This window comes from Myxococcus hansupus (assembly GCF_000280925.3).
In the GTDB taxonomy this organism is placed as follows: Bacteria; Myxococcota; Myxococcia; order Myxococcales; family Myxococcaceae; genus Myxococcus; species Myxococcus hansupus.
In genome coordinates, this window is the sequence record NZ_CP012109.1 from 3,723,874 (window position 1) to 3,748,870 (window position 24,997).

21 protein-coding genes are annotated in these 24,997 nt (G+C 69.4%); 8 read left to right on the forward strand and 13 right to left on the reverse strand.

All coding sequences use genetic code 11. The features are described from left to right. Window positions 1-103: 103 nt before the first annotated feature. Together traA and A176_RS14430 are read left to right on the forward strand one after the other, a co-directional pair. Window positions 104-1,558, forward strand: a complete 1,455-nt coding sequence (gene traA, locus A176_RS14425; protein ID WP_021780959.1) for an outer membrane exchange protein TraA family protein — start codon at window positions 104-106, stop codon at window positions 1,556-1,558. Between the two features lie 171 nt (window positions 1,559-1,729). Next, on the forward strand, window positions 1,730-2,659 hold the full coding sequence (locus A176_RS14430; protein ID WP_044889171.1) for a zinc metalloprotease: 930 nt from the start codon (window positions 1,730-1,732) through the stop codon (window positions 2,657-2,659). A gap of 26 nt (window positions 2,660-2,685) precedes the next feature. Here the strand turns inward: A176_RS14430 and A176_RS14435 are convergent, their stop codons facing one another. The 7 genes from A176_RS14435 to A176_RS14465 are packed head-to-tail and all read right to left on the reverse strand — an operon-like array spanning window position 2,686 to window position 9,504. Further along, on the reverse strand, window positions 2,686-3,516 hold the full coding sequence (locus tag A176_RS14435) for a hypothetical protein (protein WP_144429542.1): 831 nt from the start codon (window positions 3,514-3,516) through the stop codon (window positions 2,686-2,688). A gap of 26 nt (window positions 3,517-3,542) precedes the next feature. Beyond that, window positions 3,543-4,553 (reverse strand): MlaD family protein, encoded by a 1,011-nt coding sequence (locus A176_RS14440; protein WP_002640356.1) that lies wholly within the window; start codon window positions 4,551-4,553, stop codon window positions 3,543-3,545. Beyond that, window positions 4,546-5,304, reverse strand: a complete 759-nt coding sequence (locus A176_RS14445) for an ABC transporter ATP-binding protein (protein ID WP_002640355.1) — start codon at window positions 5,302-5,304, stop codon at window positions 4,546-4,548. The genes A176_RS14440 and A176_RS14445 overlap by 8 nt, the downstream gene beginning before the upstream one ends. A gap of 14 nt (window positions 5,305-5,318) precedes the next feature. Further along, window positions 5,319-6,062 carry an MlaE family ABC transporter permease gene (locus A176_RS14450; protein WP_021780960.1) on the reverse strand — a complete coding sequence of 248 codons (744 nt, stop codon included), beginning with the start codon at window positions 6,060-6,062 and terminating at the stop codon, window positions 5,319-5,321. Beyond that, on the reverse strand, window positions 6,059-6,832 hold the full coding sequence (locus A176_RS14455; RefSeq protein WP_002640353.1) for an MlaE family ABC transporter permease: 774 nt from the start codon (window positions 6,830-6,832) through the stop codon (window positions 6,059-6,061). Before A176_RS14455 ends, A176_RS14450 begins: the two co-directional genes overlap by 4 nt. After that, the gene (locus A176_RS14460; RefSeq protein WP_002640352.1) at window positions 6,829-7,527 is read right to left on the reverse strand and encodes an ABC transporter ATP-binding protein; all 699 of its coding nucleotides are present in this window, start codon (window positions 7,525-7,527) and stop codon (window positions 6,829-6,831) included. The genes A176_RS14455 and A176_RS14460 overlap by 4 nt, the downstream gene beginning before the upstream one ends. 27 nt (window positions 7,528-7,554) lie before the next feature. Further along, complete coding sequence (locus A176_RS14465; protein ID WP_226994315.1) at window positions 7,555-9,504, reverse strand: putative metal-binding motif-containing protein; 1,950 nt, start codon at window positions 9,502-9,504, stop codon at window positions 7,555-7,557. A gap of 215 nt (window positions 9,505-9,719) precedes the next feature. Here A176_RS14465 and A176_RS14470 point away from each other — a divergent pair, with 215 nt between their 5' ends. From A176_RS14470 to A176_RS14480, 3 genes are read left to right on the forward strand one after another with little or no spacing between them, the layout of a single operon-like run. After that, a complete protein-coding gene (locus tag A176_RS14470) occupies window positions 9,720-11,129 on the forward strand; it encodes a TolC family protein (protein ID WP_044889172.1) in 1,410 nt (469 codons plus the stop codon). A gap of 5 nt (window positions 11,130-11,134) precedes the next feature. Continuing rightward, the gene (locus tag A176_RS14475) at window positions 11,135-12,319 is read left to right on the forward strand and encodes an efflux RND transporter periplasmic adaptor subunit (protein ID WP_044889173.1); all 1,185 of its coding nucleotides are present in this window, start codon (window positions 11,135-11,137) and stop codon (window positions 12,317-12,319) included. After that, the gene (locus tag A176_RS14480; protein ID WP_002640348.1) at window positions 12,316-15,441 is read left to right on the forward strand and encodes an efflux RND transporter permease subunit; all 3,126 of its coding nucleotides are present in this window, start codon (window positions 12,316-12,318) and stop codon (window positions 15,439-15,441) included. Before A176_RS14475 ends, A176_RS14480 begins: the two co-directional genes overlap by 4 nt. 79 nt (window positions 15,442-15,520) lie before the next feature. Here A176_RS14480 and A176_RS14485 read toward each other — a convergent pair whose 3' ends face one another. Together A176_RS14485 and A176_RS14490 are read right to left on the reverse strand one after the other, a co-directional pair. Continuing rightward, window positions 15,521-16,003 (reverse strand): SMI1/KNR4 family protein, encoded by a 483-nt coding sequence (locus A176_RS14485; RefSeq protein ID WP_021780961.1) that lies wholly within the window; start codon window positions 16,001-16,003, stop codon window positions 15,521-15,523. Window positions 16,004-16,012: 9 nt separating this feature from the next. Beyond that, on the reverse strand, window positions 16,013-16,537 hold the full coding sequence (locus A176_RS14490) for a hypothetical protein (RefSeq protein WP_226994316.1): 525 nt from the start codon (window positions 16,535-16,537) through the stop codon (window positions 16,013-16,015). A 516-nt stretch (window positions 16,538-17,053) separates the two neighbouring features. On the opposite strand from A176_RS14490, the gene A176_RS14495 reads away from it, so the two are divergent. Beyond that, the gene (locus A176_RS14495; protein WP_226994317.1) at window positions 17,054-18,025 is read left to right on the forward strand and encodes an alpha/beta hydrolase family protein; all 972 of its coding nucleotides are present in this window, start codon (window positions 17,054-17,056) and stop codon (window positions 18,023-18,025) included. Window positions 18,026-18,190: 165 nt separating this feature from the next. Further along, window positions 18,191-18,565, forward strand: a complete 375-nt coding sequence (locus tag A176_RS14500; protein WP_002640345.1) for a VOC family protein — start codon at window positions 18,191-18,193, stop codon at window positions 18,563-18,565. Here the strand turns inward: A176_RS14500 and A176_RS14505 are convergent. Next, window positions 18,546-19,934 carry a hypothetical protein gene (locus A176_RS14505; protein WP_158513089.1) on the reverse strand — a complete coding sequence of 463 codons (1,389 nt, stop codon included), beginning with the start codon at window positions 19,932-19,934 and terminating at the stop codon, window positions 18,546-18,548. The genes A176_RS14500 and A176_RS14505 overlap by 20 nt on opposite strands. 202 nt (window positions 19,935-20,136) lie before the next feature. Between A176_RS14505 and A176_RS14510 the strand changes: the two genes are divergently transcribed. Then, window positions 20,137-20,601 carry a DUF2267 domain-containing protein gene (locus A176_RS14510; protein WP_002640343.1) on the forward strand — a complete coding sequence of 155 codons (465 nt, stop codon included), beginning with the start codon at window positions 20,137-20,139 and terminating at the stop codon, window positions 20,599-20,601. A gap of 7 nt (window positions 20,602-20,608) precedes the next feature. Here the strand turns inward: A176_RS14510 and A176_RS14515 are convergent, their stop codons facing one another. The 3 genes from A176_RS14515 to nhaA all read right to left on the reverse strand — a co-directional run bounded on the left by A176_RS14515 (window position 20,609) and on the right by nhaA (window position 24,796). Next, window positions 20,609-22,300, reverse strand: coding sequence for an ABC1 kinase family protein (locus tag A176_RS14515; RefSeq protein WP_002640342.1), 1,692 nt, complete (start codon window positions 22,298-22,300; stop codon window positions 20,609-20,611). A gap of 155 nt (window positions 22,301-22,455) precedes the next feature. Continuing rightward, window positions 22,456-23,244 (reverse strand): transglutaminase-like domain-containing protein, encoded by a 789-nt coding sequence (locus A176_RS14520; RefSeq protein ID WP_044889175.1) that lies wholly within the window; start codon window positions 23,242-23,244, stop codon window positions 22,456-22,458. A 202-nt stretch (window positions 23,245-23,446) separates the two neighbouring features. Next, window positions 23,447-24,796: a Na+/H+ antiporter NhaA gene (gene nhaA / locus A176_RS14525; protein WP_002640339.1), complete on the reverse strand. Its 1,350-nt coding sequence runs from the start codon at window positions 24,794-24,796 to the stop codon at window positions 23,447-23,449. Between the last annotated feature and the right edge of the window lie 201 nt (window positions 24,797-24,997).

Sequence of the window (24,997 nt, forward strand, 5' to 3'; positions counted from 1 at the left end):
GGCCTGGCGCCTGGCTTCGCCGCATGCGTGGCGGGGGTCATCTCTGGCTCACTGGTCGGTGTGCTCCGGCCGGAAGTAAGACGCGCGCATGCGCCCGCTTTGCATGTTCTTGCTTCTGGTGTGGGGTCTCCTCATTCCGCTGGCCGCGGGTGCCCAGGTGGTGGTCATCAGCGGCCGTCCCGTGGCGCCCCTGCCCGGGACGCCGGGGGTGGGCCTTTGCTCCGCGGCGAGAGTCTCTCGGAGTCCCGCGGCGGACTTCCCTCAAAGCCAGTGGGCCTACATTCCTGGCATCAATGCTTTCCTGGATGCGGACCCCGGCAGCCGCATTGACTCCGTGGTGCAGACGCCCCTGGACCTGTCCAACAACCTCAATGATGGAAGGACGCTGAGCTACGGCGATTTCCAGGGGGCTGTCGCCGGTTGTCCCGCTGGCGGGTGTGGCTTCATCTACAACGATGACCTCACGTCCTTCGCGACGCGCCTGCGTGGCTACCTCGCGGTGACGAGCGACATGGCCGGCAGGTCCCTGCAGTTCGGGTTCTATGCGGATGAGTCCGTGAGCCTGACGATCATCGACGGCAATCAGGCGCACCATCCGCTCATCAACCGGCCGCCGACGATTGGTTTTCCGACGTGGCGTGCCGCCAAGACGGTCCGGTTCGAGCAGCCCGGGCTCTACGGCGTGGAGGTGCTCTACACGAACATCGGTCAGCACGCCGCCCTCGAGCTGTCACTCCGGGACGGAGACGGGGACCTCGCTGACTTCGAGCGACAAGCGACCACACCGCCCATCATCCGACTGGATGCCGCGGGTTTCGTGCTCATGACGCCCGAGCTGTTCCACCAGACGGAGTCGGGGTGGCCTTCCTTCCCGGTCTCCACCGAGTGTGCCCAATGCAATCGCCAGTCCGCCAATGCGCCTGGGAATGGCGGCTGCGAAGCGGGCTTCCGTTGCAATGCCGCGGCGCTGTGCGCGCGATGTGATTCCTTGAATGCTTGTGGGGAGTCCTGCTCGCCTTGCGGAGCATCGGCGCCCTATTGCGTGAGTCAGGCCGAAGGCTTCGCCTGTGCGGAGTGCCGGGGTGACAACGACTGCTGGGTGACGGAGGAATGCCGCGTGCCCACCTGCTCGGAGACGGGGAGGTGCGCCTCGAACCTCGCGGAAGACGGAACTGCGTGCCGTGGAGGCACCTGCCAGCAAGGTGAGTGCATGCGCGTGGACGCGGGGACTCCCGACGCGGGCGAGGTGGATGGGGGCGCCCACCCGGACGAGGACGGAGGTTCCGCGAACGAGGACGGTGGAACCTCGGACGATGATGGCGGCTCCGCGGATGAGGACGGTGGCTCCAGCGCTGAAGAGGATGGCGGCTCCGCGAATGCGGATGGCGGCTCCACGGTGGACTCAGGTGTGCCGGGAGGGGACGCGGGCGCTGTGGATGGCGGCGCGGAGGCGCCCCCGGCGTCCGAGGCTGGCTGCGGGTGCCAGGGCGGTCCGTCCGCGTTGTTCCCCACGTCCCTGCTCGTGCTGGCGCGTGTCGTCAGGCGTGGACGGCGATAGGGCACGCCGCACTTCCTGAGGCGGGAAGCGTGCCTTCAGTGTTGCGAGGGCGCGCTGACGTAAGCCTCACGGATCGATGGGGCAGGCACTTGTCTGGAATTCAATTCCTCTCATGCTGCCCATCCAGCACGGCCGTGGCTTCCGTCAGCCTGCACGGTATCGTGACCTCAAATGACACTTGGCTATTTGATTGTCGGTCATGCCCTGGCCCTCCTGTCTGGGCCTCCCCATGCGTTCGAAGCCAACGGCTGTGCCGCTCCGGAGCCCGCGCCTTCCTGGGTGGCGAAGTTCGCGCCCACAACCTCCGACTGCTCCATGGACTCGACGGTCCCCGGCCCGCAGTGGCTTCCCACGGCGGTGCTGCGCATTCCCGTGGTGGTCCATGTCGTCGCGGACAATGCCTGCGTGAATGGCAACGTCTCGGACGCGTTGGTCCACAGCCAGATGGCGGTCCTCAACGAGGACTTCCGCGCGCTGGCCGGCACGCCGGGCGCGGGTGGGGTGGATAGCAAGATTGAGTTCTTCCTCGCCACCGTGGACCCCTCGGGCAACCCGACCACGGGCATTCAGCGTTACTGCAACACGACGTGGTACCAGGACTCGGGCAGCTACTGGCTCAGCAGCGCCTGGGACCCGGCGCGCTATGTGAACATCTACACCCACAGCGCCGGTGGTTCGCGAGGGTATGTGCCCTTCCTCCCCGCGGATCCCTCGGCCGCCGTGGGGCAGCCGCAGGACCGGATGGTCATCAACTGGCTGGCCGTCGGACGGGTGGGGCCTTTCCCGCCGTACCACACCGGTCGCACCGTCACGCACGAGATGGGCCACTACCTGGGCCTCTTCCACACGTACTACGCGGGATGCGGCACGGCGTCCGCGCCGGCCTGCTACACCACCGGAGACCGCATCTGCGACACCCCTCCCAACGCCACCTCCCACAAGGGGTGCACCGCGGGGATCACGAGCTGCGGCGGCGTGCCGGTGCCCATCCAGAACTACATGGAGCTGACGGACGACACCTGCATGACGGGCTTCACCGCGGAGCAGGTACAGCGCATGCGGTGCACCCTGGCCACCTACCGCCCGGACCTGGCGCAGTAGCCTCGGGCCTTCGTTGCTGCAAGTGATCACCAAGCCCTGCGTCTGTGCTTGGTGAGCACTTCGCGCCGCCCCACGCCATCCAGCCAGATGCAGCGGCATTCCGAGTCGCTGCCCCCTGGGATGTTGATGACCTGTTCCAGGTGTTCGCTGTGTGCGCAGAACGGCTGTCGGTACAGGCGCGCGAGCCTTGCCGTGACGTGCTCCCAGTCCTCGGCCTCCTGTTGGAGCGAGCGCCATGGTCGCGCCTCCCAGGCGATGGAGACCGAGTAGGTGAATCTGTAGTGCACGCCATCCACGATGGGGTGCGAGTGCTCATAGGGGGACGCAGGCTCCCGTGGCGGTCGGATGCTCTCCGTCATGCGCGCCTGGGAACCTGGAACACCCAGGAGCGGGGAGAGTCTCTCCGTGAGCAGGGCAGGCTCCAGACGGGTCGCGCTGGAGATGCGGCCCACGGGATGCGAGGCGGGCCCGGCGATGATGAGCGTGCCGGACTCATCGAGCGCTGATGTCTCGACGTCGACGTGCAGCATGTCTCCCGTCGGTGTCAGGAGGACAAACGTATAGGGGCTGATGCGCTCGTCCGAGGCGAGCACGTGGCAGCGCGTGTCCTGGGCACATGCCGAGGCGTGCCTCAGCTCCTCTTCAAGGGACGTCGCGGGCAGGTACACCTCCACCCGCCATGGGAAGTCGCCGCCGCCTCGAGGATGCGATTCGACCCACACCTCGTCAGCGACCGGTTCGCGGTTGATGGCGAAGACGCGCGCCGCAAAGCGCTGCTCGAGCCAGGTGCGAAGTTCCAAGTCGGAGATGTGTCGTGAGCCGTACCACTCCATGGCGAAGGGTATAGCTCGGTTCACCGCAGCCTTTTCGAGACGGCCTTGGCTCAGTCCTTCCAGAGCACCTTCCACGGGTGTTTGCGGAGGTCCGTCACCAGCGAACGCAGCTCATCGTAGAGCGTGCCATCCTGAAGGGCCGCGCCCACGCTGCCCTCGCCGGCTTCAATCTTCGCCAGCACCCGGTCCGCCCGGGAGGCGATGCTCTCCAACTGCCCCGAAGCCGCCGTGAGGCGCTCCAGGGCGACCTTCACGCGCTCGCCGTCTTCCGGCCCCAGCGGGCCCGTGATGGCCGCCAGACCGTCCAGCGTCGTCCCCGCGGACTTCGTCAGCCCCGGCAAATCCCGCCGCACCACCGAGGCCACCGCCGACGCGTCGTCGAGCATCCGCGCGCCCTTGCCGCCGGGTTGGAAGGCTTCCCGCGCGAGCCCCGAGAGCTGCCGCAGGTCCTTCGACGCGGCCGCCAGCTCCGTGGCCAGCACCTTCAGGTCGCCCTGGTTCTCCTGAAGCAACTGGTCCAGGGTCCGCGCCAGCCGCGACACATTCGCGGCGAGGCCACGGATGGCCTCGGGGTCCTCCTCGAGCATCTGCGACAGCAGGTCCACGAAGCGCGTGAGCTGCTCCGCGAGCACGTCCAGCCGGGGCGCGTCCGTCCCCCGCACGGAGGTCCCGGCGGGCAGCCGCTCCTGCGCCGAGCCCGGGTTCAGCTCCAGGTACGGCTCGCCCAGGATGCCCACCGTGGCCACGGTGACGCGCGCGTCCTTGCGCAGCGAACCCACGGCCTCGGGTGACACCGCGAGCTCCATCCGGACGGGCAGGGGACGGCCCTGTGCATCCCGCCGTTCGGGCTGGAGCTGGATGTCCTTCACGCGCCCCACCTGCACGCCGCCCAGCTTCACCGGGGCGCCCTCCACCACGTTGCCCGTGTGGCCGAAGTCCACCGCGAGCCCCGTCTCCGAGCCCAGGTTCAATTCGCCCATCAGGAACAACAGCACCAGCACGCTCACGATGGCGGCCAGCACCAGCGCGCCCACCTTCAGCTCCAGCCGTCGCTCATCCATCCGTCGCGCCCTCCATGAATGGCGCCGTCAGCACCCGCAGCTCGGGCGCGGAGGACTCCAGGAAGCCTTCCGGAGTCCCCAGATAGGCACATCGCTTGTTCGCCACCACCAACACCCGATCCGCCAACGCCTTCAACTGCCGGTAGTCGTGGGACACCACCATGCCCCCCAGGCCCCGTGCCTTCAACGACGCGAGGACCTCCTCCACCTGGCTGGCGCCCCGGCGGTCCAACCCCGTGGTCGGCTCGTCGAACAGGAGATAGCGCGGGTTGAGCACCAGCGCTCGCGCGATGGCGGTCCGCTTCTTCGCTCCGGGCCCCAGCTCAGGTGGCAGCCGGTCCGCCCAGTCCAACAGGCCGACCTGCTCCAGCGCGGCGTCCACCGCGTCCTGGGGCGCGTTCGGATCCGCCAGCCGCACGTTCTCCCTCAGCGTGCGCCAGTCCAGCAGCGCGGGGCCCTGGACCAGATAGGGGGCCTGTCGGCGCAGCCGCACCAGCTCCCGTTCGGGCCGTGAGTCCACGCGTTCACCCCACAGCTCGATTTCACCCGCGTCGGGATGCAGCAGGCCCACGGCCAGGCGGCACAGCACGCTCTTCCCGGTGCCGCTGGCGCCCGCGATGAACGTCAGCTCCTTCGTGGACACGTCCGCCGTCAGTCCCTCCAGCACGCGCCGCCGGCCCTGTTCGAACGCGACGTGGACGTCCCTGAATCGCAGGGCCTCGCTGTCGGGCAGGGGCAGGGGAGATGGCATGCGCGGCGTCCCGTTCACAAGCGCAGGAGCTGGAAGGCGAGGGACACGGCGAGGTCGATGAGCAGGCACCCCAGGCTCGCGGCCACCACGCCGTCGGTGGTCGCTTCACCCACGGCCTCGGCGCCGCCGCGTGCCTTGAGTCCCGCCACCGCCGCGGCCAGGGGAATGTAGATGCCGCAGGCCGCGGCCTTCAGGAAGGCGCCCAGCACGTCCCAGCCGTCGACATAGCGCGGGTCCATGAACGCTCGCCCATCCACGCCGAAGGCGAACTGCGCCACCGCCGCTGCGGACAGCGTCGCCGCGACGGTGCCCAGCGTGCACAGCAACGGGACGCCCACTGCGCCCGCGATGACCCGCGGCGCCACCAGGTCCGCATACGGGTCGCCCGCGGACATCTCCAGGGCCTCCACCTGTTCGTTGACGCTCATGGTGGACAGCTCCGCCGCGTGCGCCGCGCCCGCGCGCGAGGCGGTGAGCAGCGCCGAGACGGCCGGGCCCAGCTCGCGGATGAGCAGCTCGAAGTACGCGGGGCCCAGCACCGCCACATTGCCCACGAAGCGCCGCGCCTGGCTGTTGGCGATGGTGACCAGCACCGCGCCGAAGAAGGCCATGCCCGACATGACCAGCCACACGCTGCGCCCGCCCAGCTCGTGGACCTGCGCCAGGGACTCGCGCCAGGGCACGCCGTCCCGCGCCGACGCCCGCACCGTGCGGGCCAGCAGCACCACGGGCGCGCCGAAGAAGCCGAGCACGCTCATCCCATCCACCCCGCGAGCACCGCCGTGAGCACGAAGTCGAGGATGAAGATGGCCGCGCAGCCCTGCACCACCGCGCTCGCCGCCGCCTGTCCCACGGCCTGCGCGCCGCCCCGGGCGGAGAGCCCCACCGTGGTGGACAGCAGCGAGATGGCCAGCCCGAAGGTGCCCGTCTTCACCACGCCGCCCAGGACATCCCACGGGCCCAGCAGTTGGGAGAACGTGCCGAAGAACACACGGAGGGGCAGGCCCAGCGTGAGGAGGGCGGCCACGGACTCGAAGAGGATGGCCACCAGGAAGGTGAAGGTGCTCAGCGCCAGCATGCTCACCTCCATGGCCACCACGCGGGGGGCGACGAGGATGGCGAAGGGGTCGAGCCCGATGCCGCGCAAGCCCTCGATTTGACCGCCCACCTGCATCAGCGCCAGCTCCGCCGCGTTCCGCGCGCCAATGCGGGCCGACATGATGAGCCCGAGCAGCAGCGGGCCGAACTCCCACAGGACGCCGTAACCCGCGGCCCAGCCGAGGAACGCCCGCGCGCCGAGACGCTGGACATAGATGCCCGACTGCAACACCACGATGATGCCCGCCAGCGCGGCCGTGGCCAGCGCCAGGGGCAGCGAGCCATAGCCGAACTGAACCAGCGCGCGGCCCAGCTCGCGGCGCTCCAGCTTCGGCAGCGCCAGGAATGTGCGGCCCACGACGAGCGCCAGCGCGCCCGTTCCTCGCACAGCGCCCAGGCCCTTGCGGCCCAGTGCCGTCAGCAGCGTCATGCGGGCACCTCGTCCGGTGCGTCCTCCAGCTCGGGGGCGGGTGGGCCGTCATGCACCAGGCGTCCGCCGCGAAAGAACAGCCACCGGGGCAGGGGCAGGTCGGCGGGGGCCTCCGTCGCCACGACGAGCAGCGTGCCGCCCTTGGAGACGTCCAGCAGCACCCGCGCCACCTGCCGCGCGGTGCCCGGGTCCAACCCCGCGAAAGGGTCATCCGCGAGCACCACGGACGGCCGCGCCGCCAGGGCCCGTGCGATGCCCGCGCGCTTCTTCATGCCGCCCGACAGCCGCTCGGGCAGCGTGCCCGCCGCGTCCGCCAGTCCCACCGCGCGCAGCACCTCCACGGCGCGGGCCCGGGCTTCATCCTCGGCGACGTGCCGGCGGGTGAGGGGAAGCATCACGTTCTCCAGCACCGTCATCGAGTCGAACAGGGCGTCCGTCTGGAACACCATGCCAAACGCGGCCTGACGCTCCCGGCGTTGCGCGGGGGAGAGCGCCGCCGCGTCCTGCGCATCCCACCGCACCGCGCCCGCCGTGGGCCGCACGAGCCCGGCCAGGGCCTTCACCCACGTCGTCTTCCCCGCGCCCGAGCGGCCTAGCACCAGCGCCTGGGTGCCCTCGGGCAGCGCGCACGTCACCTCGGACAGCACCTGCCGCGCTCCGTACCGCACCGTGAGGCCGTCCGTGCGCAGGTTCATGGTGTCTGTCCGAGGCCTCGTTTCGCCTCAGGGCTGCCAGCGCAAGAGCACGCCGGTGGAACCCGCGGCCCAGATGTCCGTCGGGCCGGTGGCGCCCAGCGTGTGCGTCGTGTGGCTCGGGGGGGCGCTCGAGCTCCACGTCTCTCCGTTGAAGAAGTGGATGGCGTTGCTGCCCGAGCTCACGGCGTAGATCGCCTTGCTGCCGAAGGCCACCATCGCGCGGATGTCCGCGGTGGCCATGGATTCCAAGGTGAGTCGCGGCTTCACGGTCCAGGTCGTCCCGTTCAACTCCATCAGCAGGCCGGTGTCGCCCGCGGCGACGACGCGCGTCGCGGAGAGCGCCCGGATGCTACGCAGGAAGCCCCCCGAGGGGAGGGTCCCCAGGTTTTCATGGGTCCACGTGCTCCCCCCATCCGCGGGGCCGCGCCAGACCACCGGACGGCTGGAGCCACCCACCACCTCGGTCCCCGCGGCGAACAGCGTCCCCGGCGTCGTGCCGTCAATGGCGCGCAGGTTGCTGACGACCTGCTGAAGGAGCACGGGGGCCGCCTGCGTCGGCGCACCCTCCACGTGGGTCCACCGGATGATGCGGCCCTCGCTGTCCACCGCGTAGAGCGTCACGGTGTTGCCGTTCTCGAAGCCCACGATGCCGTTGATCTGCGCGGCTCCCGGGCCGGCGACGTCGACGCACGGTGCGGTGTCGGTGGCCCGGCGGGTGGTGAAGGTGCCCGCGCTCGAGCCCAGGAACACGCGGCCGTCGTTCGTGGTCCACGCGGACCTCCAAATGCCAGGGCAACCCGTCACCAGCGTCACGGTGTTCCCGTCGACGTGGGCGAGCCGACTGGCGTCACCCGCGAGCCAACCCCTGTTCCCACTGTACGGCGCCACCGCGCGCCACTGCGTGTCGTTGGGAGAGTCGCTGTTGGACGTCCAGGCCGCCGGATCGCAGGACGCGATGTGCTCATCCACCTGGCCATCACAGTCGTTGTCCATCCGGTCGCACACCTCGGTGGCGCCGTTGAACACGTAGCGCGAGCTCTCGTCGCAATCCGTCCGCTCCGTCACCGCGTTCTCGCCCGGCGGATTCGCGCACCACAGGCCCACGGAGGTGCCGGCCCGTCCGTCACCGTCCTCGTCGATGAACCACTCCACGGGCTGCTCGGCGCTGCTGCACACCGCCGCCAACTGGTCCGGGGTGCACTGCCTGGTGCCGCCGCAGTTCTGCGCCGTCATGCACGCGGTGCCCACGTCGAACGGCGCGTTGTCCACCTGGCCGTCGCAGTTGTCATCCCTGTTATCGCACCGGAGCTCGAGGGGCTGGGGGAACACGTTCGGGTCCCGGTCGTTGCAGTCTCCGGACTCCAGGACGTAACCCTCGGGCGGGATGCAGGAGAGGCTGGGCAGGGCGAACGGGTCGCCAAAGCCGTCTCCGTCCACGTCGCGGTAGTACGTCGCGCCGCCCGGGGCGTCCGCCTCGCCATTGACGCAGTTGTTGTCCACGCCGTCGCAGAGCTCCGTCGCGCCAGGATGGATGTCGGGGTTGGTGTCGTCGCAGTCCGAGCCCGGGTACTGCCCCTCGGCGGAGACGTAGCCGTCATCGTCCAGGTCGTCGGCGCGCAGGGCCAGCATGACGTCCGTGGTGCCCACCTCCGGCACCTGGGCCGTCACTTCTTGCAGCGCGACCAGCGGGCCATTGCAGGAGCGCTCATGAGCGGAGGCGACCAACCGGAGGTTCCGGCTCCAGCCCTCGCGGCCGATGATGGCCACCGTCCGGATGTCGCTGCGGGCGTTGGGATCCACCCGGACGTCGGTGGATTCGGTGCGGGTCGGGTCGGCCACGTCGGTGATGGACAGCGTGAGGCAGGCCGGACGAAACGTCGCATACGAGACGAGTGCGCGGATCGCACCCGCTTGAGGTGGAGTCTCCTCCTTCTTGCAGCCGGAAACGGAGGCCATCACCACAAGAACCCACGCCATCAGGAATAAACGCATCGGCCGAGCATTCCCGGGCGCTTGGTGGCGCCCGCAATCTTTCTACAGTGAGCTACGGAACCCAGGAGAATCCGACGCCACCCATAGTCCGTCGCGGCGGCCAGCGTCCAGACGCCGAATCGTCATAGCCCCTTCTCTCCACCTCCGTTTATATGGCGCGCCGAACCGCCCCCCGAGGCCGAAGCCACCCTCGCCCGTACATGCCCAGACCCTGTTGTCACGCCCTCACCGTGCCCCTCTGCGCCTGGCTCGCGCTGTCCGCGTCCGAGGCCCGGAGCCAGCAGCCCGAGGTCCCCGGCGCCACCTCCGAGGCCACCCCCGCCGGCCCGCAACCCCCGCCTCCTTTGCCTGGAGGCGCCCAGCCCGGGACGGGCGGTCCGCTGACGCTGGAACAAGCGGTCTCCCTTGCCGCGAAGCGCAACGAGGTGGCCCTGGCCGCCGAGCAGCAATCCGAGGCCGCCAAGGCCCGGGTGGCTCGGGCCCGGGCCTTCTTCTTTCCTGAGCTGACGGGCACGGGGACCTACACGCGGCGCCTCAACGAGGTGACGCGCGTTGTTGGCGGCCAGACAGTGGTCATCCAGCGCAACAACGCGTTCAACGCCAACTTCGTCGCCAGCATGCCGCTGTTCGACGCCCGGGGCATCTTCCTCTATCGCGCGGCGCGTCGCGACGAAGACGCGGCGAAGTGGGAGGCCGTGGAGGCCCGCCGGCAGATCGGCTTCGAGGCCGCCAACGCCTTCCTCTCCACCCTGGCCCAGGAGCAGGTCTACCGCGCCGCCGAGCAGCGGTTGGCCTTCGCCCGGCAGTCGCTCGCGGATGCGTCCGCTCGCGCCAAGGCCGGCCTGGCGAGCAGCAATGACGTGACGCGCGCGGAGCTGGAAGCGGCCAGCGCCGAGGTGCAGATGTCGAACGCGCGCAACGCCGCGCAGACGACCCGCCTGGAGCTGGGCTTCCTGCTCGTCTCCCCGGTGGAGAACGCCCTGGCGCCGCCGGACACGCTGCTGACGGATGCCAGCCGGACGGCGGACTCGCATGACGCGCTGGCGGCGGGCGCGGTGGACCGGCGGCCGGACATCCTAGCGGCCCGGCTGCGCGTGGACGCGCTGGACGAGAGCGCACAGGAGCCCCTGGCCCGCCTGCTGCCCACCTTGGGAGCGAACGCGAACTACCGGCTCACCAACGAAGCGGGCCTCGCGGGCCGCACGGGCGACGGCTTCCTGGGCGTCAACCTCATCTGGAACTTCTTCGACGGCGGCGAGCGCTACGCCGAGCGCCGTGAGCGCGTGGCGCTGCGGAAGGCCGCCGAGCTCCAGGTCCAGGCCACCACGCGCCGCGTGGACGTGGACATCGAGCAGGCGAGGGTGGCACTGGAGAACGCGCAGGCCGCCCTGGCGCAGAGCGACCTGGCGGTCCGCACCGCGCGGCAGAACGCGGAGGAGCAGGGGATTCTGTACCGTCAGGGTTTGTCCACGGCACTGACGGTGGCGGATGCCTCGCTGCGGCAGTTCGAGGCGGAGGTGGCGTATGCCCAGAGCCGATTCGCGCTGGGCGTGGCGCTGCTGGGACTGCGTGCGGCTGTCGGACTCGACCCATTGGGGAATGAACCGTGAAGGCAATGCGACGTGCAGGGACGTTGGGACTGGCCGTGGCCGCGCTGGCCTTGGGGGCCGGCTGCAAGAAGGACTCGCAGAGCGCTCCGGCCGGCGCGGCGAAGGGCGGTCCCGCGCGGGGCCCCACCCAGTTCCCCGTCGAGGTGTCGCCCGTCGAGGCCCAGGACGTGGAGTACGTCGTTGACGCGGTGGGCTCCGTGGAGGCCTTCGAGCGGGTGCAGATCACCGCGCGCGTCCCCGGCGCCGTGGAGCGTGTGCTGTTCACGGAAGGCCAGTCGGTGAAGAAGGGGGACGTGCTCGCGGAGATCGAGCCGGCCCGGTACGCCATCGCCGTGCGCTCCGCCGAGGCCACCCTGGCGCGCGCCCGGGCCACGTTGGTGGAGGCGGAAGCCGGCTCCAAGCGCCGCACCGCCGTCAACGAGGCCAGCCCGGGCTTGCTGCCCGCCGAGCAACTGGAGACCTTCGAGGCCCGCGCGCGCACCGCGCAGGCGGACGTGGCCTCCGCGAAGGCGCTGCTCGACCAGGCGCAGCTCAACCAGCGGGATGCCTACGTGCGCGCGCCCATGGACGGCGTGCTCCAGACGCGCACGGTGCAGACGGGGCAGTACGTGCAGCCGGGCATCGTGCTGGCCACGCTGCTGCGGCGCGAGCCGTTGCTCCTGCGCTTCACCGTCCCCGCGTCGGACGTGGGGCGCATCCAGCCGGGGATGCCGGCGCGCTTCTCCGTGCGCGCGGTGGGCGGCGCGTTCACCGCGAAGATCACCCACGTCGCCGCCGCCGCGGACGACGCCAGCCGCATGGTGCCGGTGACGGCCGAGGTGACGGGCGAGGCCGCCGAGAAGCTGCGCCCCGGCGCGTTCGCCACGGTGGCGGTGCCGGTGGAGACGCGCGGCGGCAGCCCCGTGATTCCGCAGACGGCGGTGCGCGCCAGCGAGCGAGGCTTCCTGGCCTACGTGGTGGAGGGCGACAAGGCCCGCGAGCGCGTGTTGGAGCTGGGCCTTCGCACGGGAGACGGCCGGGTGGAGGTCCGCGAAGGCTTGAAGCCCGGCGAGACGCTGGTGGTGCGCGGCGGCGAGGCCCTGCGCGATGGCGTGAGCGTGCGCGTGGCCCAGGGTCCCAAGCCCACCGTCACGGGTGAGCCCCGCGCGGCTCCGGAGACGGCCAACGGCGGTGGAGGCGCTGGCAGATGAACATCACCGAGGCGTGCATCAAGAAGCCGGTGCTGGCGTGGATGATCATGGCGGCCACCATCGTCTTCGGACTGGTGGCGGCGCAGCGCATTGGCATCAGCCAGTTCCCGGACGTCGACTTCCCCACCATCAACATCTCCGTGACATGGGAAGGCGCCAACCCGGAGGCGGTGGAGAGCGACGTCCTCGAGTTCATCGAGGAGGCGGTGACGCAGGTGGAGGGCGTCACGGCCATCAACTCCACCGCGCGCCAGGGTGGCGGCAACATCACCGTCGAGCTCGACCTGTCGCGCAACGTGGACCTGGCGCTCCAGGACGTGCAGACCAAGGTGAGCCAGGTGCAGCGCCGGCTCCCGCTGGACATCGATCCGCCCATCATCTCCAAGTCGAACCCGGAGGACCAACCCATCCTCTGGGTGGGCGTGTCCGGGCCCTTCAGCCAGCAGGTGGTGAGTGACTACGCCCGCTACCGCGTGAAGGAGAAGCTGCAGACGATTCCCGGCGTGGGCGAGGTGCAGCTCGGCGGCCTCCTGGAGCGCAACGTCCGCATCTGGGTGGACGCTCAGAAGCTGGACGCGCTGGGGCTCACCGTCGCGGATGTGTCCGCCGCGCTCCAGCGCGAGCACGTGGAGCTGCCCGCGGGCCGCATCGAGACGCAGGGCCGCGAGGTCAACGTCCGCGTCATGGGCGAGGCGCTGGACCTGGAGACGCTGCGGCGCATCATCATCCGCGAGCAGAACGGCTTCCCCATCTACCTGAACGACGTGGCCCTGGTGGAGGACGGCTTCGAGGACGTGCGACGCATGGCGCGCATCAACGGCGAGCCGGCGCAGGGCCTGGGCATCAAGAAGCAGCGCGGCGCCAACGCCGTGGCCGTGGCGCAGGGCATCCGCGCCGAACTCGACAAGATGCAGAAGGACCTGCCGGAGGGGATGCAGCTTGGCATCAACTTCGACTCGACGCAGTTCATCGAGGAGAGCGTCCACGAGATTGAGTTCGAGCTGATGCTCGCGTGCATCCTCACCGCCTTCGTGTGCTGGGTGTTCCTGGGCTCGCTGTCCAGCACCATGAACGTGGTGCTCGCCATCCCCATGTCGCTGCTGGGCACGGTGGCGGTCATCTACTTCCTGGGCTTCACGCTCAACACCTTCACGCTGCTGGGGCTGGCGCTGGCGGTGGGCATCGTCGTGGACGACGCCATCATGGTGCTGGAGAACATCTTCCGGCACTCGGAGGAAGGGAAGGACCGCGTGCGCGCCGCGCGCGAGGGCACCGCGGAGATCACCTTCGCCGCGCTGGCGGCCACCTTCGCCGTGGTGGCCATCTTCCTGCCCGTCGTCTTCATGAGTGGCGTCATCGGCAAGTACTTCCTCCAGTTCGGCGTGACGCTGTGCGTGGCGGTGCTGCTGTCCTACGTGGAGGCCATCACCCTGGCGCCCGCGCGGTGCGCACAGTTGTTGAAGACGTCGCGCGAGGGCCGCAGCCGCATTGGCGTGTGGGTGGACCGGGCGTTCGAGAAGCTGGAGCGCGTCTACGCGCGCACCCTGGCCTGGGGCCTGAAGCGGCCCTGGTGGGTCTTGGCCGTGTCGGTGGCGCTGACGGCCTCCAGCGTGTTCGTCTTCCGGGCGTTGCCGGGGGAGTTCGTGCCATCGCAGGACCAGAGCCGCCTGCTGGTGCGGATGCAGACGGCGGTGGGCAGCAACATCGACGAGACGAACCGGCTGTTCCTGCGCGCCGAGGAGTTCGCCAGCAGCCGGCCGGAGGTGACGCGCGTCTTCTCCGTCGTCGGTGGTTTCGGCAGCGGCGCGGTCAACACCGGCATCATGTTCGTCAGCTTGAAGCCGCCCGACGAGCGCATGCCGCAAGCGGAGTTCCAGCAGATCCTCCGCAAGGAGTTCAACAGCTACCCGGGCCTGCGCGCGGTGGTGCAGGACCAGTCGCAAAGCGGCTTCACGGCGCAGCGCGGCTTCCCGGTGGAGTTCAGCGTGCGCGGCTCCGACTGGGAGCAGTTGGTGGAAGCCAGTCAGGACATGCGCGAGCGGCTCCAGGCCAGCGGCAAGGTGGTGGACGTGGACACGGACTACCAGCTCGGCATGCCGGAGCTGCGCATCACCCCGGACCGGGGCCGCGCGGCGGACCTGGGCGTGCCCATCCAGGCCGTGGCCACCACCATCAACGCGCTGGTGGGCGGCGTGCGCGTGGGCAAGTACAGCACCGGGGGGCGGCGCATCGACGTGCGCATGCGCCTCTTGAAGGACCAGCGCTCGCGGCCCGAGGACCTGTCGACGTTGAAGGTCCGCACGGCCAGCGGCGCCCTGGTGCCCCTGTCGTCGCTGGTGACGCAGGAGGAGCGGCCCGCGCTCCAGGCCATCACCCGCAGGGACCGGGAGCGCGCCATCAGCGTGTTCGCGAACGTGGCGCCGAGCTCGAATCAGGAAGAGGCGCTGGCCACGGTGGAGCGTCTGGCGAAGGAGCTGCCCGGCGGCGTGCGCGTGGTGGCGGGCGGCGCCAGCGTGGCCTTCCGTGACTCGATGAGTAGCCTGTTCTTCGCGCTCTTCCTCGGGATTGGCGTGGCGTACATGGTGCTGGGCGCGCAGTTCAATTCGTTCCTGCACCCGGTGACGGTGCTCACGATTCTGCCGCTGTCGGTGGCGGGGGCCGCGTTCGCGCTCTTCGCCACGGGCACCACGCTGAACATCTTCAGCATGATTGGTCTGCTGCTGCTGATGGGCATCGTGAAGAAGAACTCCATCATCCTGGTGGACTACGCGTTGCAAGAACGGGAGCGCGGCGCGGACGCGATGCAGGCCATGCTGCGCGCGGGGCCGGTGCGGTTGCGGCCCATCCTCATGACGTCCACGGCGACGATGATGGCGGCGGTGCCGGCGGCGCTGGCGCTGGGCGCGGGCTCGGAGACGCGCGCGCCCATGTCCATCGCGGTGCTCGGTGGGCTGTCGGTGTCCACGGTGCTCAGCTTGCTCGTGGTGCCCGCGTTCTACGTGGTCGCGGACCGCATCAAGGAGCGGCTGGGGGCGCGCTTCGGGAAGAAGGACGACCCGACCCAAGAGCCGCCGCAGCACCCGGGACACGGGGATGCGCCCCGGCCCGCGGCGCACGGGTGAGCGGGGCGGGGGCTCCTCCTGCCCACGCAGGAGGACGCCCGCGGCGACGACGCCGCGCTGGAGTTTGGCGCCGCGCTCCTTATTGCTCCGGCAGCCAGAACCAGCGCCCATTGGAGCGCAGCGCGCCAGTCAGAAATTCAGAGAAGGAGCGCGCGATTTGGCGGCAGTAGTCCGGGTCCGGGAACCCCTCGCGGTATCCATCGCGAATGGGGTACCGGCCAGCCTCTTGGTGGCTTACATCGAGGAGGATGTAATTGCTGTCCCTCACTTCACACGCCACGTACCAGGACGCGGGACCGGTCTTATCGGTGTCGTCCTGGCTCATGACCACCCGCGCGCGCTGAATCCGCGACAGGGGGAGAAACGAGAATGCCGGGTCCCTGAACACGGGGGTTCGGGAGTCGAAGAGGTTGGCGCCATCGCAATGGAGGTAGAAAGCGCGAAGGTCCGAATCCAGCGTCCATCCGACCCGCTTCTCGAACGCTTCGATTTGCGCGGGCGTCGCAGGAGGGTTCGGATGGTGAAGGCGCGAAACCTCGGCAAGTAGTTCGGCCATCAGCATGGGCTGCGCTCACTCTCCATAGGGGTAGTCAGGTCCTATCTGAGTCCATGGAGGGTTGTTCGCATAGCATTGGTTGTAGAGCCCGTTCAGCGTGTCGTGAATGTCCTTGGGGAAGGGAATGATGTTCTCCCAGTCTGTTGGGTTGCCACCGTGCTTCAGGTCGCGGATATGGTGGCCCGGATAGGCCGTTCCGTTCCTGTCGGTCGGCCACGCTCCGAATCGTGCCGCCCACTGTTGGCGGAACCCGTCACGGATGTTGTCCCATTGGCTGCGCGCCGACTGATTCGCACTGACGCTGAGGGTTGCGTAGTTGCAGCAACAGTGGGTCATCCCATAGCGGCTGCCCGTGTCGATAACGGCCCCCTGGTAATCCATTTTCACGTCCGCGAGCCACATGCAGCCCTGCAAAGCATGGCCGGTCCCTGCGCACTTCTCGCGGCAGTAGTTCATGAGTTGGCGGCTGCACTGCCACGGCCCATAGAAGATGACCGTTCGGAACTGCCCGCCACCGGGCACATTGACGACGGGGCCCATCCACTTCCGGGTGGGTACGTCAGGTCGCGTGATGAGGCCCTCGGCACAGGCGGTGAAGAGGAGTGCGCCCACGGCTGCGGGGACGCGAACCAGGAGTGTTTTGGATTTCAGGCTGGGCATGGGTCCTTGGAGGGGCCGGGCGGTAGTGACGCGCGGTTGGAGGAAGTGGACGGGCAGAAGTACCCCCACGAGCGTGCCCATGGAGGTGCTTCGCGACGCGCCCTGGCAATCAGTGCCACGCCTGGACGTACGTCACCCGAAACTCGGGTGGTTCGCGCTGCGAGCACCTGTTCCGAGGTACATCACATTCTTCGCGCCGGGCTCGCCTCCCGGTCCTTGGGGTTGAGCGCCATGTTCCAACGTTCCCCGCGTCGCCGTAGCACGCAGACCCACAACTCCTTTTTCGGAGCCCTGGGGGCGTGTGTCCTCGGAGCCTCGCTCCTGACAGGTGGCTGTGCCACGTCGAAGCAAGTTCCCACGGAGGTTCCTGCCTCCTCCGCTCCGGCTCCCTACGGCGTGGACGCCACACACTCGGTGGGATTCACGCGGCTGACCTTCGAGGACCCGGCGCGTCAGCGCACGTTGAAGACGGTGCTCTGGTATCCCAGCGCGCAGGGCACGCCGATGGTGGAGCACGTGGCCTCTCCCATCTTCGTCCCGTTCCATGCCGCGAAGGACGCACCCGCTGCCAGCACTCAGGCGCGCTGGCCCTTGGTCGTGCTGTCACACGGCAACGGTGGCGAGGCCATCAACATGTCGTGGTTCGGCGCGCACCTGGCGGCCCATGGCTTCATGGTCGTGTCGGTGAACCACCCGGGGAACTCGTACGGCGACACGAGCCCGGAGGGCTACGTGCGGGGCTGGGAGCGGCCTCGGGACTTCACGGCGCTCCTGGACGGCTTGCTGGCGCACCCGAGTTGGGGGCCTCGCGTGGATGTGGAGCGCATCGGTTCCGCGGGCCATTCCATGGGCGGCTACACGGCGCTGGCCCTCGTCGGAGCGCGGTTGAACCTGAAGTTCCTCGCGGACGTCTGCACGTCGCCGGCCACCCGGGCGCACCTGGGATGCGAGGAGCTGCGCGACGTGGACTACAGCCGCATCGACTTCGCGGAGGCGCGCGCGTCGTACCAGGACTCGCGAGTCCGCGCGGCCTTCGCCATGGCGCCGGGGATGGCCGGCACCTATGAGGCCCGCGACGTGGCGGACATCACCGCGCCGGTCGCCCTGGTGCTCGCGAAAGGGGACGAGCTGATGCCTCACGAGGAGAACGGCGTCCACCTCGCGAAGCTGCTGCCCGCCGCGAAGACGGTGGTCCTGGAGGACGCGGCTCACTTCACGTTCCTGCCCCAGTGCGCGGAGCTGGGGTTCAAGGTGGCGCCCATGCTGTGCCGGGACGCGAAGCCTGGAACGAGGGCGGACTCGCAGACGCGGACGAACGCCGAGGCCGTGGCGTTCTTCCGGCGGGCCTTGGACGTTCAGGCCCGGTGACGTCTTCCCGGTGCGGCACGGCGCCGACGAGGGCGGCGCCAGGAGCGCGGTCTCGCGTGCTGGGCTTCATGCGTTGGTGAACGTCCTCCGGGCGTGGTTCCATGCGCGCCGCGTCCCGGGTCCACTTGAGCGGCACCGAGACACGGGGCGCGGAAACCAGAGTCCATGCCCGTCACCTTCAACCACACCATCATCGCGGCGAAGAACCGCCAGGCGTCCGCACAGTTCTACCTGGACCTCCTCGAAGCCAACGAAGCGCCCTCCTGGGGCCCTTTCACCAACATCCAGCTCGACGCAGGCGTCCTGCTCCAATTCGCAGAGCCGCCCTTCGACATCCAGATGCAGCACTACGCCTTCCTCGTCGACGACGAGCGCTTCGACCGGGCGCTCGCTCGACTTCAGGAGCGCGGCATCACGTACTGGGCCGACCCGCATCGGCAGCGCCCTGGGGATATCAACCATGACCATGGAGGCCGGGGCCTCTATGTGATGGACCCCGCGGGGCACGGCCTCGAGCTGATCACGCGACCGTATCTGTGACAGGCGGAGGCCACCCTCCGTTGCCCCGTCCCAGGACCCTCCGGGCCGCTTCCACGTGGCCCGGAGGGACGAGCACGTCGAGCGGATGATATGGGCCAAAGATGTGGAACAAGCCCCGGACGCTGGCGCCACGTGCCATCGCCGGAATGTCCGCGGCGGTGAGTGCGCCGAGTGCCGGCTCCACGTCCAACACGCTGTGCAGTGGCCACGCCGGCGTCCAGGTGCGGTGCCGGAGGCCACGCGCCTCGTGCGAAACGTCCAAGACCCAAGCCACCGCGAGCACGAGGCCAGGCAGTGTCATCAGTGGCAGGTCGAGTTCCTTGGGAATGAGCAGTGTCGGGAGGACCACCACGAGCCCGAAGAGCACGCTCCAGGCCGTGGCAGTGGGGAGCATCGCCTTGGCTCGCACGGTCATGTGGGTTCGAACCTGTGAGGAGCAACCACCGTTCGGATCGGCGTACGCCGCCCAGCGAGAACCCACGACCCCCGGCCAGAAGAAGCACGCGGACAATACCCCCGTGGCGACGGCGAGCAGCGCGACGGCGCAGGCGGGTTGAAGCCACAGGGAGTCACTCCGCCCGAACAGGAGGGTCAGTGGGAGAAGGCCAATGAACCCGGTCGCGAGATACGCGGGGATGAGGCCACCCGTGGGAATCCGCGGCGCCACGGGAGCGTCATCGTGGGAGAAGAGTTCGCACGCGGTGCCAGTCATCATCCAGGTCACGCACACGAGTACGGCGCCCAGCACCAGGACCAGCGGCACCACCGTGCCGAGCGGAATCCCGGTTCGGGCCCAGGGCAGGCTCCACCGCATCAAGGCCTCGACGACCTCGGGAACGGCGAGGCCGAGCAGGACGGCCGCGTAGCCACTGCCCAATCCATACCGATCGACGGCGACGGTGAGCGCGTGCAGGAAGAAGGGTGCGGCGGCCAGCACGAACCAGACTTCGAGGAACGGAAAGGACCCGGGAGTCACCGGAGCCGGGTCTTCGCCGAAGTCCAGGAAGAGGGGACCATCACTCACGAACGCCACCCCGAGCGCCGCGAACACGGCGAACACCCCTCCGAGGACCCGCGCCAACGTGCGCAGGCCTCCTCGTTCGATGGGACCGCTCCTGCGGAGGATTCGCCAGGAGGGAACCAGCGCGGTAACCACCTCAACCACCACGAACGAACACAGAAACGGGACCAGCCCGAGCTTGAACAGGTTCAGCCCCTCGGGCTCGGGGAAGTGGACCGCGTCCCCCCAGAGCGCGTGAAAGAGGCCGGGCAGCGTCACCCCATGGCCGAGCACGGGTATCAGGAACACCGCCAGGGTCACTCCCAGCCGGAACGGAACCTGCGATAGCAGGGGCCTCTTGTCATCCATGGGCCGCCCGGCAGTGCAAGGCAGGTGCCTTGCGCCCATGTGCGCGCTCGACGCTGGGGCCAGGCGCTCCGCCGGGCACTTGGCCCGGGGGATGTGGCCCGAGGTACACGGCGTCCCTGGGTGAAGCGCACGGGGGGCGTGGGCACCATGACACAGGCGGTGGTTCCACACGGCCGCGCTGGCATCCTCAGGAGGCAACCCCATGGCGGAGTACACCGAACCCCCCATCAACAACGCCACGCCGGTGAAGGAGCGCGACGAGCCCTTGGACTTGCAGGGCTTCCTGGACGAGCTGGGCAACAGCCGCGAGTTCCAGGTGAACGGCGTGGAAGCCCGGCAGGGCGCGGAGGCGGTGTTCTGCACGCTCGCGCGCCGCCTGTCCGACGGCGAGGACGTGAAGCTGTTCCGCATCCTGGGCAAGGATGGCATCGGCGCCATCCTGGGCACCTGCGCCATCCACCGGGGCCCGTCCCACGCCCGGCGCATGGACCGCGCGGAGTTCATCACCGACGTGGCGGACCACCTGCGCATCCCCGGCGACCAGGCGCTGCGTGTGCTGACCACCGTCTTCACGGCGGTCCGGGACCGGCTCCCCGAGGACGAGGTGGCGGCCGTGGCCTCGCAGCTCCCCGCGGACCTCGCGGACCTGTTCCGCAGGCCCGTCTAGGCCGCGCCTACTTGCGCTTGGGCTTCTTGAGGAAGCGGCTCAAGCGCACCTTGCCAATGCCGCGCCCACCGAAGAGGTACCAGGTGATGGCCGCGCCAAAGAACGCCGCCGCCACGGCGATGCCAATGGCCCCGAGCACCGGCACGTTGCCGTACATCCACGGCTTGGGCGCGAAGGAGATGAACGCGCCCACGATGAACCCACACGCGCACAGGCCCATGAAGGCAATCACGGCGGCGCTGCGCAGGTTCTCATTCAGCTTGTCGAACTGGTCGGCGCGCACCGTGACGGTGAACTTGCCGGACTCCATGTCCAGGAGGATCTGCGAAAGCTGCGTGGGCAGGTCCTGCGCCATGGACTGGAAGCGCAGCAGCGTGCGCATCAGCCCGCCCTGGAGCTGCGTGGGATCGTAGCGCCCGGCGAGCAGCTCCTTCGCGTAGGGCAGGGCGACCTCAATGATGTTCATCTCCGGGTACAGGCTGCGCAGCATGCCCTCCGTGGACACGGAGGCGCGGCTGAGCAGCGCGTACTCCTTGGGGATGCGGATGCGGTACTTCACGGCCAGATCCAACAAGTCGCGCAGCAGCGAGCGCGTGTCCACCTGGCCCAGCGTGGTGGCCAGGTGCTGGCCGAGCAGCGCCTCGATGTCGTTGCGGAATCCCACCAGGTTGGCGCGCGCGTCCGGCACGCCCACGCGGTAGAGGATGCGCGCCACGGACTCGCTGTCCTTCAGCGCCACCGCGAGGCATAGCATGACCAGCGTCTCCTGCATGGGCCGCGACAGCCGGCCCACCACGCCGAAGTCCAGCAGCGCCAGCCGGTGGTCCTCCATCAGCAGGAGGTTGCCGGGGTGCGGGTCTCCGTGGAACAGCCCGTCCTCGAAGAGCTGGCGGAAGGACGCATCCAGGATGTTCTGGGCAATCGCCTTGCGCTCGGACTCGTTCAGCTCTGCGGGGTTGAGCTTCACGCCGCGGATGAACTCCAGCGTCAGCACCGTGCGGCTGGACAGGCTGGAGTAGACGCGCGGAATCTTGAGGTACGGCCGCTCGCGGTGGTTCTCCAGGAAGGCCCGGATGTTGGTGGCCTCGTTGATGAAGTCGAGCTCCTCGTGGATGGCGCGGTCGAACTCGTCCACGATGCCGGTGGGCGTGTACACGCCCGTCTCCTCGACCACGGCTTCCAGCAGCCGCGCCAGGCTGCGCAGCACGCCCAGGTCGGAGTCGATGCGCTCGGCGATGCCGGGGCGCTGCACCTTCACCACCACCTCTTCGCCCTCCAGCGTCACCGCGCGGTGCACCTGCGCGATGGACGCGGCGGCCAGCGGCGTGGGGTCGATGGTGGCGAACAGGCTCTCCACGCTGGCGCCCAGCGACTCTCGAATCTGCGCGTGGACGTCCTCCAGCGCGATGGGCTCCACGTGGTCCTGGAGCATGGCCAGCTCGTCGATGTACTCGGCGGGCAGCAGGTCCGCGCGGGTGGACAGCACCTGGCCCAGCTTGACGAAGGTGGGGCCCAGGTCGTTGAGCAGCATCCGGAAGCGCCGGGCCGTGGAGGCGCGCTGGGCTTCCGGAGAGACTTCCACCTTCTCCTTGCGGCCGACGATGCGCCACAGCCCCGCGCGCTCCGCCAGCTCGCCAAAGCCGTGGCGCGCCGCGATGACGGTGATTTGCCGCACGCGGTTGAGGTCCTGGAGAATCACGGGCGTTCCTGGCCGCTACGTTACGCTGTGACGGCCGGCTTGGCCACGACGCTCGAGCGTCCGCGACTCACCCGCGAGCAAAATGTCCGCTGGGCGAGGGAAGGGCGCGCCCCGTGCTGGGAGGACGCCCCCGTGGCCGCTTTGAAGCGGGGACTTCAGGGCACGGCCTGGTGGGTCTGAAAGATGCTCCCGTAGTTGTAGAGGTTGTTGTCGTACGGGGTGATGGCGTCATCGGCCTTCTTGGTACACGCCGCGGCGGTGGGGTCGAAGGCCTGGTACTTGCCCTTGTCGTCCTTGAACTCCACCCACGCGTGGTCACCCCGGCCCGTCTTTCCGAAGACGACGCGCGCGTCCACGCCGGCCTTCTCGAAGCGCTGCTCGGCCTCGATGGCCATGTCCACGCAGACGCCCGCCCGCGTCTTGTCGAAGGTGCCGGCGTTCTTCATGGCGGCGTCCCACGACTTGCCGCCCGTGTAGTCATAGGTCCACTCGGTGGCCTGCTTCGCGATGTCCTGGGCCACTGCATCCGCGCTCTTGCCCGACGGAGGGCCCTTCTCTCCCTGCGCCTGGGCGGGGGCTGGCGCCGATTGCTCCTTGGCGGGCGGCGGCGTGGGCCGCGGCTTCTGGCCCTGGGTCTTGGACGGCTCGAAGCTGTCGGTGCGCCAGTTCTGCTGGAAGCGCGACTCGGCGGGCTTCGGGCATGCGCCCTTGGTGCCCTCGGTCTTCGCGCCCTCGCCCTTCAGGAGGGCCTCCTTCGTCAAGCCCATCTTCTTCAACAGGTCGGCGAACTCCTGGGGCTGCTTCGCGGAGTCCACCGTCTTCACCGTCGTGCCATCCGGGTTGACGACCTTCACCACGACATTCTGTGACGCCTGCGCGGCATCGGGAGCGCGCTTCGCGCAAGCGCTGCTGGAGGACGTGCGCGACAGGGAGGAGATCGCCATGGGATTGGTCCTTGAAGGAAGCGTGGGATGCCTGGCCCATGAGCATGGCGTGTGCCAGCGCGGAGGTGGTCGGGCGTGAGTGCCAACCACCTGGATTGACAAGGACTCCGGGCCCGCCGTCCTGGGCGGAGGCCCGCGCGGCTGATGACCATCGTTGGCGACGTGGTGTCCGGCGTCATCACCCCGCCCGCGGTCCCCGGCGTCACACCGGGACGGCCGGCCTGGCCATGAAGCGCAAGAGCCCGTAACCCACCACCGCGGACAAGAGCGAGCCCACCAGGATGCCCAGCTTGGCCTCCGTCAGCAGCTCCGGCTGCCCGGGGAAGGCCAGGCCGGCGACGAAGAGCGCCACCGTGAATCCGATGCCCGCGACCACCGCCACGCCATGAAGCTGCGGCAGGCGCGCGCCGCCGGGCCGCTCCGCCGCGCCCAGCTTCACCGCGCCCCAGGTGAAGACGAAGATGCCCACCTGCTTGCCCACGAAGAGGCCCGCGATGATGCCCAGGGGCAGCGGGCGCAGCAAATCCCCCAAGCCCATGCCCGCCAGCGAGATGCCCGAGTTGGCCAGGGCGAAGAGCGGCACGATGCCGTACGCCACCGGGACATGCCACAGGTGGACGAAGCGGTTGAGCGGCGGCTCCAGCTCCTCCAGGCGCTCCTCGATGTAGAGAATCTGCGCGCCGCGGGCCGCCTCGTCCACGGGCGTCTGGAGCGTCCGGTCCACGTAGCGGCCCAGCTCCTCCAGCACCTGCCGGCCGGGGCGTGGGGGCCGCGCGGGGATGAACATGCCCAGCACCACGCCGGCCAGCGTGGCGTGGATGCCGCCGTGGTGCATGGCATACCAGAGCGCCACGCCCGCCAGCGCATAGGCCACACCGCTGCGCACCTGGAAGTGATTGAGGCACGCCAGCACGGCGAGCACCCCCACGGCGGCGAGCAGCCCGCTCGCATGGAGACCCGCGCCATAGAAGAGCGCGATGACCAGGATGCCGCCGATGTCGTCGAAGATGGCCAACGCGGTGAGGAACACCACGAGCCCATGGCCCACCCGCGCCTTGACCAGCGTGAGGCAGCCAATGGCGAAGGCGATGTCGGTGGCCATGGGGATGGCCCAGCCGGCCTGGGCGGGCGTGCCGTAATTGAAGGCGGAGTAGACCAGGGCGGGGACCAGCATGCCGCCCATCGCGGCGATGAGCGGCAGCACCGCGCGGGAGAAGGTGCGCAGCTCGCCCGAGCTCAGCTCGCGTTTGATCTCCATGCCGACGACGAAGAAGAACAACGTCATCAGCCCGTCGTTGATGAACTCGCGGAAGGTGAAGTGGCCCTGGGTGCCCGCCACCCCCACCACCATCCGGGCGTCGAAGAGCGCGGCGTAGGCGGCGGCCCACGGCGAGTTCGCCCACGCGAGCGCGGCCACGGCGCACAACGCCAGCAGGATGCCGCTGGCCGCCTCCAGGCGGAAGAAGGCCTGGAAGGGCGCCACGGCCACGCGGAAGAGCGCGGGGATGGGAGGCCGCGGCCGGGCCTCTGAAGTCGGGGGCGTCTGCGGCATGCGCCGCGCACGATGCACCGCGAGGATGAGGGCCGCATCCGTTTTCAGCGGCGGGTCGAACGGAATGTCGGCCGTGGGTGGTAAGGGAACTTGGCGGGTAGGAAACCGGTTCGTTGATCCGGGGGTGGGGCCATGAGAGAAGGGCAGGCAATGGCCGTGACGCAGCAGGCGAAGGCAGGCAAGACCGCAGCGGTGGAACTC

What these genes read in the sequence shown, in the direction of transcription:
- A176_RS14505 (WP_158513089.1), bottom strand. Translation starts at nt 19,934, where the DNA reads ATGGATGACAAGAGGCCCCTGCTATCGCAGGTTCCGTTCCGGCTGGGA.
- A176_RS14460 (WP_002640352.1), bottom strand. Translation starts at nt 7,527, where the DNA reads ATGAACCTGCGCACGGACGGCCTCACGGTGCGGTACGGAGCGCGGCAG.
- A176_RS14475 (WP_044889173.1), top strand. Translation starts at nt 11,135, where the DNA reads ATGCGACGTGCAGGGACGTTGGGACTGGCCGTGGCCGCGCTGGCCTTG.
- nhaA (WP_002640339.1), bottom strand. Translation starts at nt 24,796, where the DNA reads ATGCCGCAGACGCCCCCGACTTCAGAGGCCCGGCCGCGGCCTCCCATC.
- A176_RS14510 (WP_002640343.1), top strand. Translation starts at nt 20,137, where the DNA reads ATGGCGGAGTACACCGAACCCCCCATCAACAACGCCACGCCGGTGAAG.
- A176_RS14455 (WP_002640353.1), bottom strand. Translation starts at nt 6,832, where the DNA reads ATGACGCTGCTGACGGCACTGGGCCGCAAGGGCCTGGGCGCTGTGCGA.
- A176_RS14465 (WP_226994315.1), bottom strand. Translation starts at nt 9,504, where the DNA reads ATGGCGTGGGTTCTTGTGGTGATGGCCTCCGTTTCCGGCTGCAAGAAG.
- A176_RS14480 (WP_002640348.1), top strand. Translation starts at nt 12,316, where the DNA reads ATGAACATCACCGAGGCGTGCATCAAGAAGCCGGTGCTGGCGTGGATG.
- A176_RS14440 (WP_002640356.1), bottom strand. Translation starts at nt 4,553, where the DNA reads ATGGATGAGCGACGGCTGGAGCTGAAGGTGGGCGCGCTGGTGCTGGCC.
- A176_RS14450 (WP_021780960.1), bottom strand. Translation starts at nt 6,062, where the DNA reads ATGAGCGTGCTCGGCTTCTTCGGCGCGCCCGTGGTGCTGCTGGCCCGC.
- A176_RS14430 (WP_044889171.1), top strand. Translation starts at nt 1,730, where the DNA reads ATGACACTTGGCTATTTGATTGTCGGTCATGCCCTGGCCCTCCTGTCT.
- A176_RS14485 (WP_021780961.1), bottom strand. Translation starts at nt 16,003, where the DNA reads ATGCTGATGGCCGAACTACTTGCCGAGGTTTCGCGCCTTCACCATCCG.
- A176_RS14520 (WP_044889175.1), bottom strand. Translation starts at nt 23,244, where the DNA reads ATGGCGATCTCCTCCCTGTCGCGCACGTCCTCCAGCAGCGCTTGCGCG.
- A176_RS14470 (WP_044889172.1), top strand. Translation starts at nt 9,720, where the DNA reads ATGCCCAGACCCTGTTGTCACGCCCTCACCGTGCCCCTCTGCGCCTGG.
- traA (WP_021780959.1), top strand. Translation starts at nt 104, where the DNA reads ATGTTCTTGCTTCTGGTGTGGGGTCTCCTCATTCCGCTGGCCGCGGGT.
- A176_RS14490 (WP_226994316.1), bottom strand. Translation starts at nt 16,537, where the DNA reads ATGGGCCCCGTCGTCAATGTGCCCGGTGGCGGGCAGTTCCGAACGGTC.
- A176_RS14500 (WP_002640345.1), top strand. Translation starts at nt 18,191, where the DNA reads ATGCCCGTCACCTTCAACCACACCATCATCGCGGCGAAGAACCGCCAG.
- A176_RS14445 (WP_002640355.1), bottom strand. Translation starts at nt 5,304, where the DNA reads ATGCCATCTCCCCTGCCCCTGCCCGACAGCGAGGCCCTGCGATTCAGG.